Origin of the sequence: Mesorhizobium sp. WSM4983 (assembly GCF_029625765.1) — a bacterium.
GTDB lineage: Bacteria > Pseudomonadota > Alphaproteobacteria > Rhizobiales > Rhizobiaceae > Mesorhizobium.
In genome coordinates, this window is the sequence record NZ_JARTVM010000008.1 from 171134 (window position 1) to 185283 (window position 14150).

The 14150-nt window shown below is 64.1% G+C and carries 15 protein-coding genes and 1 tRNA gene; 6 read left to right on the plus strand and 10 right to left on the minus strand.

Features of this window, described 5'->3' with window-relative positions:
• Window position 1 precedes the first annotated feature (1 nt).
• Window positions 2-77 (minus strand) — tRNA-Ala (locus P9254_RS21300).
• Window positions 78-217: 140 nt separating this feature from the next.
• Between P9254_RS21300 and P9254_RS21305 the strand changes: the two genes are divergently transcribed.
• Both P9254_RS21305 and P9254_RS21310 read left to right on the plus strand, forming a co-directional pair.
• The gene (locus P9254_RS21305) at window positions 218-508 is read left to right on the plus strand and encodes a YggT family protein (protein WP_095782652.1); all 291 of its coding nucleotides are present in this window, start codon (window positions 218-220) and stop codon (window positions 506-508) included.
• Window positions 509-517: 9 nt separating this feature from the next.
• On the plus strand, window positions 518-829 hold the full coding sequence (locus tag P9254_RS21310; protein ID WP_278051687.1) for a DUF167 family protein: 312 nt from the start codon (window positions 518-520) through the stop codon (window positions 827-829).
• A gap of 105 nt (window positions 830-934) precedes the next feature.
• Here P9254_RS21310 and P9254_RS21315 read toward each other — a convergent pair whose 3' ends face one another.
• Genes P9254_RS21315 through P9254_RS21325 form a run of 3 tightly spaced genes read right to left on the minus strand, consistent with a single transcriptional unit; the run spans window position 935 to window position 3666 of the window.
• The gene (locus P9254_RS21315) at window positions 935-1816 is read right to left on the minus strand and encodes a MurR/RpiR family transcriptional regulator (RefSeq protein ID WP_067001412.1); all 882 of its coding nucleotides are present in this window, start codon (window positions 1814-1816) and stop codon (window positions 935-937) included.
• A gap of 9 nt (window positions 1817-1825) precedes the next feature.
• The gene (locus tag P9254_RS21320) at window positions 1826-2893 is read right to left on the minus strand and encodes an ABC transporter ATP-binding protein (RefSeq protein ID WP_095782651.1); all 1068 of its coding nucleotides are present in this window, start codon (window positions 2891-2893) and stop codon (window positions 1826-1828) included.
• Window positions 2894-2895: 2 nt separating this feature from the next.
• Window positions 2896-3666 (minus strand): SDR family NAD(P)-dependent oxidoreductase, encoded by a 771-nt coding sequence (locus P9254_RS21325; protein ID WP_127324572.1) that lies wholly within the window; start codon window positions 3664-3666, stop codon window positions 2896-2898.
• Window positions 3667-3837: 171 nt separating this feature from the next.
• Between P9254_RS21325 and P9254_RS21330 the strand changes: the two genes are divergently transcribed.
• The 4 genes from P9254_RS21330 to P9254_RS21345 all read left to right on the plus strand — a co-directional run bounded on the left by P9254_RS21330 (window position 3838) and on the right by P9254_RS21345 (window position 8671).
• The gene (locus P9254_RS21330; protein WP_067002159.1) at window positions 3838-5067 is read left to right on the plus strand and encodes an ABC transporter substrate-binding protein; all 1230 of its coding nucleotides are present in this window, start codon (window positions 3838-3840) and stop codon (window positions 5065-5067) included.
• 304 nt (window positions 5068-5371) lie between these two features.
• A complete protein-coding gene (locus P9254_RS21335) occupies window positions 5372-6241 on the plus strand; it encodes a carbohydrate ABC transporter permease (protein ID WP_127215915.1) in 870 nt (289 codons plus the stop codon).
• On the plus strand, window positions 6238-7065 hold the full coding sequence (locus P9254_RS21340; RefSeq protein ID WP_067001418.1) for a carbohydrate ABC transporter permease: 828 nt from the start codon (window positions 6238-6240) through the stop codon (window positions 7063-7065). Before P9254_RS21335 ends, P9254_RS21340 begins: the two co-directional genes overlap by 4 nt.
• A gap of 79 nt (window positions 7066-7144) precedes the next feature.
• Window positions 7145-8671, plus strand: a complete 1527-nt coding sequence (locus P9254_RS21345; protein ID WP_278057098.1) for a M81 family metallopeptidase — start codon at window positions 7145-7147, stop codon at window positions 8669-8671.
• Between the two features lie 109 nt (window positions 8672-8780).
• Here P9254_RS21345 and P9254_RS21350 read toward each other — a convergent pair whose 3' ends face one another.
• The 6 genes from P9254_RS21350 to P9254_RS21375 form a co-directional block, all read right to left on the minus strand.
• Window positions 8781-10835, minus strand: a complete 2055-nt coding sequence (locus P9254_RS21350; RefSeq protein ID WP_278057124.1) for a M3 family metallopeptidase — start codon at window positions 10833-10835, stop codon at window positions 8781-8783.
• Between the two features lie 82 nt (window positions 10836-10917).
• Entirely contained in the window at window positions 10918-11334 is a 417-nt protein-coding gene (locus tag P9254_RS21355) for a hypothetical protein (RefSeq protein ID WP_095799694.1), read from the minus strand.
• Window positions 11335-11344: 10 nt separating this feature from the next.
• Window positions 11345-11986: a carbonic anhydrase gene (locus P9254_RS21360; protein ID WP_067001427.1), complete on the minus strand. Its 642-nt coding sequence runs from the start codon at window positions 11984-11986 to the stop codon at window positions 11345-11347.
• A gap of 140 nt (window positions 11987-12126) precedes the next feature.
• A complete protein-coding gene (locus P9254_RS21365) occupies window positions 12127-12894 on the minus strand; it encodes a DUF429 domain-containing protein (RefSeq protein WP_278057099.1) in 768 nt (255 codons plus the stop codon).
• The gene (gene pdxY, locus P9254_RS21370) at window positions 12891-13775 is read right to left on the minus strand and encodes a pyridoxal kinase PdxY (RefSeq protein ID WP_095799696.1); all 885 of its coding nucleotides are present in this window, start codon (window positions 13773-13775) and stop codon (window positions 12891-12893) included. Before pdxY ends, P9254_RS21365 begins: the two co-directional genes overlap by 4 nt.
• 12 nt (window positions 13776-13787) lie before the next feature.
• Window positions 13788-14039 carry a hypothetical protein gene (locus P9254_RS21375; RefSeq protein ID WP_067001435.1) on the minus strand — a complete coding sequence of 84 codons (252 nt, stop codon included), beginning with the start codon at window positions 14037-14039 and terminating at the stop codon, window positions 13788-13790.
• Window positions 14040-14150: the final 111 nt, after the last annotated feature.

Sequence of the window (14150 nt, forward strand, 5' to 3'; positions counted from 1 at the left end):
CTGGTGGAGCTGAGGGGGATCGAACCCCTGACCTCATCATTGCGAACGATGCGCTCTCCCAGCTGAGCTACAGCCCCGTTCCAGCGGATCGGCTTGTATCGGTCGCGGCGGTTTGATGTCAAGGCGAAACGGCTGCCCGGCATCGAGCGCCGAAATGGCCGGGCCTTGCCCGTTCCGCGCGCAATGGCTACATGTCGGCGACAATTTGGAGACCGGCATGATCGCCCTTATTCAAACCATCGTCATGGCGCTTGATATCTACTGGTGGATCATCATCGCTTCGGCGATCTTTTCCTGGCTCTATGCCTTCAACGTCGTCAACTCGCGCAACCAGTTTGTCGGCACCGTCGGCAATATGCTTTACCGTCTGACCGAGCCGGCGCTGCGGCCGATCCGCCGCTACATGCCCGATCTTGGCGGCATCGACATCTCGCCGATCATTCTTCTTTTGATCATCTTCTTCATCCGCCAGTTTTTGATCACCACCGTCTGGTCCTGGGTCGCTTAAGGCCGATCCATGGGCTCGCCGTTTCGTCCGCGCGACGACGGCATCGACCTTTTCGTGCGGCTGACGCCGAAGGCGGCGGTGGATCGGATCGAAGGCCTTGAGATGACCGCCGACGGGCGCAGCCATCTCAAGGCCCGTGTGCGCGCGGTGCCGGAGAACGGCGCCGCCAATACGGCGCTGGAGCGGATGGTGGCGAAGGCGCTCGGCGTGCCGGGATCGGCGGTTTCGGTGGTGGCCGGAGGCACGTCCCGGCTGAAGACGCTGCGGATAGGGGGTGATGCGGCCGAACTGGCGAAGAGCGTCGAGGCGCTTTCCGGGTAATCCAAACTTGAGAGGCAGGGCGGGCCGGCGCCCGCCTTTGTCCTGCCGGACATTTCCTCCGCTTGGGTTCCCACTCGGGGAGATCGGCAGTTCAGCGCCGGCGCTTCAATCTCCCAGCGGCAGCTTCGGATCGTCGACCTTCAGCGTGTTCACGCTCTGCTTGATGCGGCGCAGGTTCTCCAGCACCTTCGGCCCGCGCGATTCCGCCACCGTGGTGGCGATCATGTCGAGAATGGCAAGCAGTGCGTAGCGCGACGAGGTCGGCTTGTAGATATTGCCGTCCTCGAAAGACTGCAGTTGGATGACCGTGTCGGCGACCTTGGCCAAAGCCGAATCGGGCGCGGTGATGGCGACGGTGGCTGCCCCATATTGCTGCGCGACCTCGACCGCCTCGATGACCGAGCGGGCATAGCCCGAGACCGAGAAGGCGACCAGCGTCGTCTCCGGTGTCGCGACCGCCGCATACATGCGCTGTAACTGGCCGTCGACCTGGGCGAGCGCCGAGAGGCCCAGCCGGAACAGCCGATTTTGCATCTCCGTCGCCATCATCGAGGAGATGCCGCCGGAGCCGATGCACAGCACATTGCCGGAACCGGCGATGCGGGCGCCGACAGCCATCAGCGTCGTCATGTCGAGATTTTCGCTGGCGCGCTGGATGGCGGCGACCGCTGCCTCGGTAATGGCGGAAGCGATGCGCTGCTCCCGCGCGTCGCGGCTGAGCGGTTCCGGCGACAGGTACTGACCGCCGATGGCGATCGCCTGCGCCAAATAGAATTTGAAATCGCGCAGGCCCTCGCAGCCGAGATTGCGGCAGAAGCGGGTGACGGTCGGCTCGCTGACGCCGACACGCGCGGCAATCTCCGAAATCGCTGCCTTGGAGGCGAAATCGAGATCGGAAAGCACCAAGCCGGCCAGCCGGCGGTCCGATTTGGTGCCGTCCTGCGACATCAGTTGCAGGCGGGTGATGATGTCGGCCGGGGTCTTCATCCTTTCATCTCACAGCGGCAGGCCCGTCGCCTTGTCGAAGAGATGGATGTTGCGCGGGTCGACGCTCACTGGCAGCCGGTCACCCGGCTTCACCTGCAGCCGGTCGCGGAACACGGCGCGTACCGTGTCGTCGCCGATCGAGCCATAGACATGGGTCTCTGAGCCGGTCGGCTCGACCACGTCGACGTCGATGGCGATGGCATCGTCACGCGCGCCGATGATGAAATGCTCGGGGCGGATGCCCGCCTCGACCGTGTCGCCGCCGGACGCTGTCTTGCCGGCAAGCGCCAGCCGGCCGCCGCCTTTGGTCTCGAACCAGGACTTGGCGTCGGCGGTCTTCAGCGCGCCGGAAACAAAACTCATCGACGGCGAGCCGATGAAGCCGGCGACGAACTTGTTGGCCGGCCGGTCGTAGAGTTCGAGCGGCTGTCCGACCTGTTGGATGCGGCCACGATCCATCACGACGATGCGGTCGGCCATGGTCATGGCCTCGATCTGGTCGTGGGTGACGTAGACGATGGTCGATTTCAGCCGCTGGTGCAGCGCCTTGATCTCGGTGCGCATCTGCACGCGCAACTGCGCGTCGAGATTGGAGAGCGGCTCATCGAACAGAAAGACGGAGGGCTCACGCACGATGGCGCGGCCCATGGCGACGCGCTGACGCTGGCCGCCGGACAACTGCCTGGGATAGCGGTCGAGATAGGAGAAGAGGTTGAGCACGCCGGACGCTTTCTTCACCTTGTCGTCGATCGCGGCACGCGTCTCGCCGCGGATCTTCGGGCCGAAGCCGATATTGTCGGCGGCCCTCAGATGCGGGAACAGGGCATAGGACTGGAAGACCATGGCGATGTTGCGCTTCTGCGGCGGCAGGTCGTTGGCACGGGTGCCGCCGATCACGAGATCACCGGAGGAGATCGTCTCCAGCCCGGCCAGCATGCGCAGGAGCGTGGACTTACCGCAGCCGGACGGACCAACCAGCACGACGAACTCGCCGCTTTTGATCTCGAGGTTGATGTCCTCGAGGATTTTATGCTGGCCGAAGGATTTCGATAGGTTGCGAAACTGGACATCGGTCATGGTCACGCTCCCAAAATGTCGTCGATGAAAGGCAGGTAGCCGGCTGTCAGTCCGGCGTCTACCGGCACCACGGCGCCCGTTATGCCGGATGCGCGGTCGGAAGCAAGGAAAGCCACGGCCTCGGCCACTTCCGACGCATTCACGATGCGGCCGAGCGGATAGAGCCGCTTCAGCCGGCCGAGGATCTCGGGATCCTTAGCCAGGCGATGATCCCAGGCGGCGGTGCGGATCGAGCCAGGGCAGACGACGTTGGCGCGCACGCCGCTGCGGCCAAGTTCGACGGCGATCGACTTGGCGTAAGCGTTGATGCCGGCCTTGGCGGCGGCATAGGCCGGATTGCCGAAATGCGCGATGGCGTTGACCGAGGAGATGAAGACGACGCTGCCCGAGCCGCGCGCGGCCATCGCCTTGACCAGCGGATCGGCGAAACTCATCACGCCGGCGAGGTTGAGGTCGAGCTCCTGTTCTATTCTGTCCGGCGTCAACGCTTTCAGCGTCTCGGCGCGCGTCCAGCCGGCATTGTTGACAAGGATATCCGGCACGCCGTCCTTGTCGAGCAGGCTTGAGATCGCCGCTTCGATCGAGGTGCGGTCGAGCAGGTTGAAAACGTGGCACGAGGCGATGTACGGGCTGGTCAGCGCCTCGGCCGACTGGTCGCAGCCGACGATGCGGCCGCCGCGCTCGGCCATCAGCGCCACGATCGCCGAGCCAAGACCGCCGCCGGCGCCGGTGACGACAATTGTCTTGCCCTCGAAATCGCCCTGCGACGCCACGATCAGTGCTCCTCGCCACTTCCGACAGGGAGAGAACGCTACTCAACGAAATGTAATTAAGCAACATGATAAACTGCTTGCTTCCCCGAAAACCATCGATAATGTAGGAAAGTAACATAAATCCTGTGCCCGCCGGGCCAGGCGCGAATGCGCATCACGGGAGGAGATCAGATGAGCCTTGCGAAATGGACTGTCGGCCTGTTGGCCGGAATGAGCATGCTGGCGCTTGCCGCGCCCGCCGATGCGGGCGAGGTGCGCGTCACCGTCGCCGAATACAGCGCCAAGACCGGCCCCTATTTCGAAGAGGTGAAGAAGGAGTTCGAGGCGGCCAATCCCGGCATTACCATCAAATATGAAGTGGTGCCGTGGGACGTGCTCCTGCAGAAGCTGACCACCGACATCACTGCCGGCACCAATGCCGATCTGTCGATCATCGGCACGCGCTGGCTGATCGACTTCGTGCAGCAAGACGTCGCCGAGCCGCTCGACAGCTACATCAAGCCCGAGTTCAAGGACCGCTTCATAGATACCTTCCTGCAGCCCTCGATCATGAACGGCCATACCTATGGCCTGCCGATCGCCGCCTCGGCGCGTGCCATGTATTACAACAAGGAGCTGTTCGAGAAGGCCGGCATAGCCAAGCCGCCGGCAACCTGGACCGAGTTGCAGGAGGACGCGCGCAAGATCAAGGCGGTCGGCGCCTTCGGCTACGGCCTGCAAGGCAAGGAGATCGAGACGGACGTCTATTACTACTACGCGATGTGGTCATTCGGCACCGAGATCCTCAACAAGGACGGCACGTCGGGCCTGAGCACGCCGGGCGCGCTTGAAGCGGCCAAGCTTTACAAGTCGATGATCGACGAGGGCCTGACCGAGCCTGGCGTGACCTCCAACAACCGCGAGGACGTGCAGAACCTGTTCAAGCAGGGCAAGGTCGGCATGATGATCACCGCGCCATTCCTCTCCAACCAGATCAAGGAAGAGGCGCCGAGCCTGAAATACGGCGTCGCCGCCATTCCGGCCGGGCCGACCGGCGCGCGCGGCACCTATGGCGTCACCGATTCCATAATCATGTTCAAGAACTCCAAGAACAAGGACGAGGCCTGGAAGCTGCTCGACTTCCTGTTCACCAAGGAGCAGCGCGCCAAGTTCACGCAAGGCGAAGGCTTCCTGCCCGTGAACAAGGAAGAGGCGAAGATGGACTATTACGTCAACAACGCCGACCTCGCCGCCTTCACCGCGCTGTTGCCCGACGCTCGCTTCGCGCCGGTCATCCCGGGCTGGGAAGAAATCGCCCAGATCACTTCCGACGCCATGCAGAAGATCTATCTCGGCAGCGCCGAGCCGGAGGCCGCTTTGAAGGAGGCGGCAGACAAGGCCAACGGCGTACTGAAGAAATAGGGCGTATCTCCCTGCGCCCGTGGCGCGCCCCACCCCGTCGGGGCGCGCCACATCTCTCCGGCTTGGCAATCGCAGGAAAACGGGCGCGGTTTTCTGTCGGATTGCGGAAGAACGACCGGGCAATCGGTTCAGACAAGGACAATCATCGATGTCGGCTCAAACGCCGGCGAGGAATGCAAATCCTGAAGCAATTGCCCAGGAAGAACGACAGCCAAGCCGGCAGGCCAGCGAAATTCCAATGCGGGGACGTGCCTTGAGCACCAATGCCACTGCCATCTACCCGCAACGCGGTGCAAGCCAGCCGATGCAAAGCCGTGTCGTGCCCTATCTGCTGACGCTTCCCAGCCTTTTGCTGGCGGCGGTGGTGATCTTCTGGCCCGTCTGGGATCTCGTGCAGATCTCGACGCATGACGTGAATCGCTTTGGCCAGCTGCGCGACTTCAGCGGCCTGGCCAATTTCCGGGCGCTTGCTGCCGATCCCGATTTTGTCGCCGCCCTGTGGCGCACCGGCCTATGGACCGTGCTGGTGGTCGGCGGGGCGCTGCTCTTGTCGATCCCGGTGGCGATCATACTCAATACCGACTTCTACGGCCGTGGGCTGGCCCGCGTCATCATCATGCTGCCCTGGGCGGTGTCGCTCACCATGACGGCGGTGGTATGGCGCTGGGCGCTCAACGGCGAAAGCGGCATGCTGAACTCGGGGCTGATGAAGCTCGGCCTAATCAGCCAGAACATCCAGTGGCTGGCGAGCGCCGAGACCGCCTTCCCGATGCAGGTGCTGATCGGCATACTGGTGACGGTGCCGTTCACCACCACGATCTTCCTCGGCGGCCTGTCGTCGATCCCCGACGATCTCTACGAAGCCGCGGCGCTGGAGGGCGCGACCCCCTTACAGCAGTTCCGCGAGATCACCTTTCCGCTCCTAAAACCGTTCATCAACATCGCGATCGTGCTCAACACGATCTACGTCTTCAACTCCTTCCCGATCATCTGGGTGATGACTCAAGGGGGACCGGCGAACTCCACCGACATATTGGTCACCCATCTCTACAAGCTCGCCTTCCGCATCGGCAAGCTGGGCGAGGCTTCGGCGGTGTCGCTGGTGATGTTCGTCATCCTGCTCATCTTCACCATGATCTATGTGCGGCTCGCCATGCGGGAGCAACGCGCATGAGAAACGGCAAGCTGAAACGCTCGATCATCGCCTGGCTGCTGCTTGCGCCATTGATCGTGGTGACGATCTTCCCCTTCGCGGTGATGTTCCTCACTGCGGTCAAGCCGCGGACCGAAGTGCTGACGCCAACATGGTGGCCGAGCGAATTCCGCTGGTCGAATTTTGCCGATATGTGGGTGGCGACCGGTTTCGGCCAGGCGCTTCTCAATTCGCTCTATGTCTCGGCGCTCGCCACGATCGGCGCCATCCTGATCTCGGTGCCGGCGGCCTATGCCATGTCGCGCTTCCGCTTTGCCGGTTATGGCGCCTTCCGCCAGTTCCTTCTGATCTCGCAGATGATCTCGCCGATCGTGCTGGTGCTTGGCCTGTTCAGGCTGATGGCCGCCTGGGGGCTGGTCGAGAGCACGACCGCACTCGGCTTCATCTACATGGCCTTCAACGTCGCCTTCACCGTCTGGATGCTGCAGAGTTATTTCGACACCATTCCGCGCGACCTCGAGGAGGCCGCCTGGATGGAAGGGGCCGGCCGCTGGCTGACGCTGCGAAAAGTGTTCCTGCCGCTTTGCCTGCCGGCAATCGCTGTGACGGCGATCTTCACCTTCATCAACGCCTGGAACGAGTTCGTCGTGGCGCTCACCATGTTGCGCAGCCAGGAAAGCTACACGCTGCCGATCCAGGTTTTCTCGCTGGTCGCCGGGCGCTACACGATCGAATGGCACCATGTCATGGCGGCCACGCTGCTGGCGACGCTGCCGGTGGCGATCCTCTTCATCTGGCTCCAGCGCTACCTGGTCCGCGGGCTGGCATTAGGAGCGGTGAAATAGCAATCCCGGCAATTCCAGGAAAACTGTGCAGCGGTTTTCCGTCCGGAATTGCCAAAAACAAATAGTCCACGGAGTTTTGATGCGCATCTTCACCGCCTCCCTGGCGACGGAAACCAACACTTTCTCGCCGGTGCCGACCGACCGGGCCTCGTTCGAGATGGCCTTCTATGCCGGCCCGGGAAAACATCCGGAGACCCCGACGCTGTGCTCCTCGCCGATCGTGGCGCTGCGCCGGCGTGCGGCCAGCGAAGGCCTGACCGTCATCGAAGGCACCGCCACCTGGGCGGAGCCCGGCGGGCTGGTGCAGCGGCAGGCTTTTGAGGCGCTGCGCGACGAGATCCTCGACCAGCTCAATGCCGCCCTGCCGGTCGATGCGGTGATCCTCGGCCTGCACGGCGCGATGGTGGCGCAGGGTTATGACGACTGCGAGGGCGACCTGCTGGAGCGTGTGCGCGCTATCGTCGGGCCGAAGGTGGTGATCGCCTCGGAATTCGATCCGCACAGCCATCTGACGCCCAAGCGCGTCGCGGCCTCCGACATCATGGCCTATTTCCTCGAATTCCCGCACACCGATTTCTACGAGCGCGGCGAGCATGTGGTCGAGCTCGGCCTTGCCGCGGCGCGGGGCGAAATCAGGCCGGTGATCTCGACCTTCGACTGCCGCATGATCCAGGTGCTGCCGACCAGCCGCGAGCCGATGCGCTCCTTCGTCGACAAGATCAAAGCGCTGCACGGCAAGGACGGCGTGCTGTCGGTCTCGGTCATCCACGGTTTCATGGCCGCCGACGTGCCGGAAATGGGCACGCGAATCCTGGTCATCACCGACAACGACAAGGAAAAGGGCGAGAAGCTTGCCGAGACGCTGGGACGCGAGCTCTATGCGCTGCGCGAAAAGACGGCGATGACGATGCTCTCCGCCTCCGCCGGCATCGAGCGGGCGCTTGCCGTGCGTGCGGCACAGAAGGACAAGCCGGTCGTGATCGCCGATATCTGGGACAATCCGGGCGGCGGCGTGCCGGGCGACGGCACCATCGTGCTCTCCGAATTGCTAGCGCGCGGGATCGACAGGGTCGGCGTCGCCACGATCTGGGATCCGATCGCGGTGACCTTCTGCCAGGCCGCCGGCGAGGGCGCCGTCATCGACCTGCGCTTCGGCGGCAAGGCCGGGCCGCAGGCGGGCGAGCCGATCGACGCACGCGTCACGGTGCTCAAGGCCGTCAGCGAGGGCTGGCAAAGCTTCGGGCCGAGCCGGGTGACGCTCGGGCCGGCTGCGGTGGTTCGCATCGAGGGCACCGAGGTCGACGTCATCCTCAACACCAACCGCACCCAGACCTTCGAGCCGGACATCTTCTCCAATATCGGCGTCGATCCGATGTCGAAGGACATCCTGCTGATCAAGTCGACCAACCATTTCTACGCCGGCTTCGCGCCGATCGCCGCCGAGGTCATCTATGTCGCGGCGCCGAGTTCTTATCCCAGCAATCCGGCGGTGACGGATTACAGGAAGCTGACGAGGCCGATATGGCCGAGGGTGAAGGATCCGTGGAAGGATGAGGCTCCTCCTTCTCCCCCTGTGGGAGAAGGTGTCGCCGCAGGCGACGGATGAGGGGTGCTCCAAGGAATGCTGACGTCTCACTCCGCTGGAACACCCCTCATCCGTCTCGGCGCTCCGCGCCGATCCACCTTCTCCCACATGGGGAGAAGGGAGGGGCGCGCTACACCAACCCTCTTTTCACCATCATCGCCTCGGGCGAAGGCATCTTGCCGCGGAAGGCCGTGTAAAGCTCTTCCGGGTCCTTGGAGCCGCCGGCGGCGTAGATGTTCTTCCTCAGCCGCTCGGCAAGGTCCGGGTTGAAGGGATCGCCTGCTTCCTCGAAGGCGGAAAAGGCGTCGGCGTCCAGCACCTCCGACCACATGTAGGAATAGTAGCCGGCTGAATACCCCTCGCCGGCGAAGATATGCCCGAAATGCGGGGTGCGGTGACGCATGGCGATGGTGTTGGGCATATGCAGCTTTTCCAGCGTTTCAGCCTCGAACGGAAGCGGCTCGGCCGGCGCGTCCGGCCTTGCGTGATAAGCCATGTCGATCAGCGCCGAGGCGGTGAACTCGACCGTGGCGAAGCCGGCGCCGAAGGTGCGTGCGGCGAGCATCTTGTCGAGCAGGTCCTTCGGCATCGGCTTGCCGGTCTTGACGTGCAGCGCATGCTTTTCCAGCACCGCCGGCACCGTCAGCCAATGCTCATAGAGCTGCGAGGGCAGTTCGACGAAGTCGCGGCTGACCGAGGTGCCGGAGACCGACGGCCAAGTGACGTCGGTCAGCATGCCGTGCAGCGCATGGCCGAATTCGTGAAACAGCGTCTTTGCTTCGTCGACGGAGAGAAGGGCCTGCTCGCCGGCCGGCGGCTTGGCGAAGTTCATGATGTTGTAGATGACGGGCTTCGCGCCTTTCCCAAGCTTGTAGCCGGATTTCAGCGCGCTCATCCAGGCGCCGGAGCGTTTCGAGGGCCGCGCGAAGTAATCCGCCAGAAACAGGCCGCGCTCGCTGCCGTCCGCGTTCTTGACCACGAAGACGCGCGCGTCGGGATGCCAGGCGGCAATGCCCTTCTTCTCCTCGAAGCTGACGCCGAACAGCTTGGTCGCGACATCGAAGCAGGCGTCGATGATGCGCTCAAGCTGCAGGTAGGGCTTCAGCTCGGCTTCGTCGAAAGCGAATTTCTCCGTGCGCAGCTTCTCCTGGTAGAAGCGCCAGTCCCATGCCGCGAATTTGTCGTTGCTGCCGGCTTCGGTGGCCAGCCGCTCCAACTCCTTCTGATCGGCGGCCGCTTTTTCCAGCGCCTTTTCCCAGACCGGATCGAGCAAGTTGTGCACCGCCTTCGGCGCCTTCGCCATCGTGTCGTCGAGCTTAAGCGCCGCGAAAGACTCATAGCCGAGCAGCTTCGCCTTCTCGGCGCGCAGCTTCAGCATGTCGCGCACCACATCGGTATTGTCGCTGGCGCCGCCATTCTGGCCGCGCATGATGAAGGCGCGGAAGGCGATCTCGCGCAGGTCGCGGCGCTCCGAGAAGGTCGAGAACGGCTCGTAGATCGAGCGCGACAGCGTCACCGCATAGCGACCTTTCTGGCCACGCATCTCGGCCGCCTCGGCCATCGAGCTCTTCAAGAAATCCGGGAGGCCGACGAGGTCAGCCTCGTCGAGGAACAGCGCCCAGTCGCGTTCGTCGGCCAGCACATTCTGGCCGAATTTGGTGCCGAGCGAGGAGAGTTCCTCGTTGATTTCCGCCAGCCGCTTCTTGCCTTCCGCATCGAGCTTCGCACCGGAGCGGACGAAGCCTTTCCAGGTCTTTTCCAGCACACGCAACGTCTCGGGATCGAGGCTCAGCCTGTCGCGGCGCTGGTAGAGGTCGTCGATGCGGGCAAACAGCTTCTCGTTCATCGAGATCGCGGAGAAGTGCCGCGACATCTTGGGCGAAATCTCGCGCTCCAGCTGCTGGATGGTGTCGTTGGTGTGGGCGCCGGCCCGACACCAGAAGATCGACGAGACATGGTCGAGCGGCTCGCCGGCGACCTCAAGTGCAGCCAGCGTGTTTTCGATCGTTGCCGCCTCGCTGTTGCCGGCGATCGCGTCGATCTCAGCCTGGTGCGCTGCTAGCGCCGCGTCGAATACCGGCCCGAAATCATTGTCGCCGATGCGGGTGAAATCGGGCAGGCCGAGCGGGCCTTGCCAAAGCGTCAGCGGATGGGCGGCGAGGTCGACGGTCTTTGACATGGGCAAATCCATAGGCGCTTTTGGTGGGGCTGAATGCAGGCGGGTTATCCCGATGTAGGGCGGTGCTCGGCACCGCGCAACAACAGGATCAGTAGGCGCTGCAGTCCTGCGCGACCGCCGTCTGAGTGCTGGCGGTGATGCGGCCGCCGACGACGGTGAAGGTCTCGCGCATCAGCGTGTCGTTCTCGGGGAAATCGTAGCAGGCGAGCACCGTGGTCTCGCCCTTTTCGCTCTTCTCGATGCGATGGCGGATGGCGGCGCCGGCAACCGCGCCTTGCCATTCGTCGATCGAAGCGAGGAATTCCTGCTTGTCCTGGACGACGCCGACATCGTCGAGCTTCATGTGCACCTCTTCAGAAAGCAATTCGGAAAGTTCGGTGCGGTCGGCGACCAGGAGTGCCGAATACCAACGATCGATGACGGCGCTGTCATCGGCGCTGGCGCTGATCGTTGCGGACAGCAGCAGCGCTGCCGCAAGGAAAAACCTACACCAGATCCGCTCCATCAACCCTCCATCAAAGCTCCGGCCGCTCGAAATCGCCGGTCTCCTTGTTCATCACCCAGAGCTCGCCGGTCGAGATGTCGAACCAGGCGCCGTGCAGGGTAAGCTTGCCCTTGCCCTCGAGGATCGAAACGCAAGGGAATGTCCTGAGATTGGCGATCGAATAGCGGATCGAGATGCGCTCCAGCGCCGTCTGGCGCTCGGTCGCCGTCATGAAGGTGCTGGACGAGACGGTCTCGGCAGCCGGCGCGATCAGGCTCATCCATTTGCCGATGAAATCGCCGGGCGACAGCGGCGCAAAATTGGTATCGAGCGCGGCGCGGATGCCGCCGCAGCGGCCGTGGCCCATCACCACGATGTTCTTAACCTTCAGGCTCTGCACGGCGAACTCGAGCGCGGCAGAGGTCGAGTGGAACTCGCCGTCCGGCTCATAGGGCGGCACGAGATTGCCGACATTGCGCAGCACGAAGAGCTCGCCCGGCCCGGCATCGAAGATCGCTTCGGGGGCCGAGCGGGAATCGCAGCAGGCGACGATCATGGTCTCGGGCGCCTGGCCCTCGCGCGCCAGCGAGCGGTAGCGGTCGCTTTCGGCGGGATAGCGGCCGCTCATGAAGTTGCGATAGCCGGTCAGCAGATGTTCGGGAAGGTGAGGCATTGGCGGCTAGAGCCTTTCCGAGGGTTTGGGGGCGGCAGCTCGTTGCGATCGAAAAAAGCCTCTAGCGGCAAAAGCCGGTCGCGGGCAATGCCGAATTGCGGATGGCGGCGTCGCAGACGCATGCCGGCCGCCCCGATCGGTCATGCCCAGATGGCGACCTGAATGCCGAACCGGTCGGTAAGCGGCGGATCGGGAGAGGGCCGCGCCTCGCCGCTGGCGATGCGGCCGGCGATCAGCATCATGGCGGCCGCGTCGAGGAAGTCGTCGCCGGCGGCACCCTTCGGCGGCGCCTGGTCGAGGAAGGTCTTGTCGTAGCCTTGCCGGCAAAGCAGCGCCTTGCGCTCCTCCAGGCCGGCCGGGTTGATAGTGCCCTTGATCTTCTTGGGCAGGATCATCGCGGTGCCGCCGTTCATCCGGCAGAAGGCGACTTCTGGGTGCGATTCGAAGATGCGGCCGCGCAAATCCGGTCGCGCGATCAACAGCTGGTCGATCTCGCGAATCTTCGAAAAAATACCGAAGGCCTGGATGGAAACGCCGCGCGGCGGATCGGAAGTCGTCATAGCCACCTCGCTTGCCCGCCGGTGCGCGGCATACCAGGCTTCCTCCATGGTGAAGTTGCCGGTATCGGCGTAAAGCGCAGCGCGCGATGGTATGGCAAAGACGCTCGACTGCCATGCTCCGAGCAGCGGCCGCACCAGCGCCTCCGGCCCGCGACCGCCGCGGTTGGAAAAATCAGGCAGGCCGATCGGCATGTCGACGGCGATCGTGGCGTCTGGCAGGGCGTGTAGCAGAGCCTCGAAAGTCGCGAAGACCGATGCCGATGGCGGCGCGCCAGGTTCGCGATGGACGGCGATCCAGCCGGCCTTGCAGCCGTCGACGCCGGCCAGCACGCCGCCGCCTGGCGTCACGCCCGCTTGTCCCGCCCGGGATGAAGGAGATGGCGAAGCTGCACCATCGCCATCGGATGCGAAAGGCTCTGCGCGTCCGTCTCGAGCTGCAGCTCGTCGCCGCCGCGTTTGGCGGTGCGGGCAAGAATCTCGTAGACGGCGGCCGTGGTCGACTGCAGCGCCTTCGCTGCCGGCTGGCCGGAAAGGATGCGGGCGAGATAGACGGCGGCCGTCAGGTCGCCCAACCCGTTCGGCGGCTTCTCGATCAGGCGGTGCTCGGCAAGCAGCGCGTGTCGGTCGTCGAGGAGGAAGTTACCGGTGCCGCCCGCCATCATCGAGGGTGCCGAGGTGACCAGCATGGTGGAGGGACCGGCGTGCAGGGCGGCCGCCGTCACCGACTTGATGTCGGGCAGCGGCGCTCCGGCCATCCATTCGAGCTCGTAGCGGTTGGGCGTGGCGATGTCGGCGATCGGCATCAGCCTGTCGCGCAGCGCGACGGCCGTCGGCTCCGGCACATAAAGGCCGCCTGAATCGCCCATCACCGGGTCGCAGACATAAAGGGCATCCGGTGTCCTCGCCTTGACGGCCGCAACCAGCGAAGCGACGGCCTCCGCCTGGCCGGCCTCACCGAGATAGCCCGAGAGCACCGCGCTCACCTCGCCCAACCACGGCGCACGCTCGAGATCGGCCATCAGCGCCTTGAACTGCTCGAGCGGCGGCACGATGCGGGTGGCGCGGCTGTGGCCTGGATGCCAGGGCAGGATCACGGTCGGCACCGCCCAGACCGGAAACCCCAGCGTCTCCAGCGCGAACACCGCGGCGCGGTTGCCGACCGAGCCGCGGGCGACATGACTGGAGATGACGATGACCGCGCGCGGCGCGTCGGTTTTATCAGCATTCATGAAATTCGGTTCCTAGCCACCCTGCGTGGCGGCATACACCAGCCAGACCAACAGCCCAATGGCGATGATGAGGCCGAGCGTTCGGCCAATGCGGGTGCCCCAAACTTCGATCGGATCGGAGCGGTCGGCATCGGCCGCGGTCACGTGGTCGCGTGCGTCCTTCGCGGTGCGGGCGACGAAGGAAGCGCCGCCCGGCGTCGTTTCGCGCGCCACGCGCTCGAGGATGCGGCGCGATTCGTTCTCGTCGTCCCGGCGCTCGGCCATGGCAAATGTCCTTTCCGGCCCGGAGCTTAGCCTGTTCGATCGCGTATTCACAGGGGGCGAGCGGCCGGACCAAGGCTGCGTCATCACCGGGTCGTTTTCTTGCGCACGGAT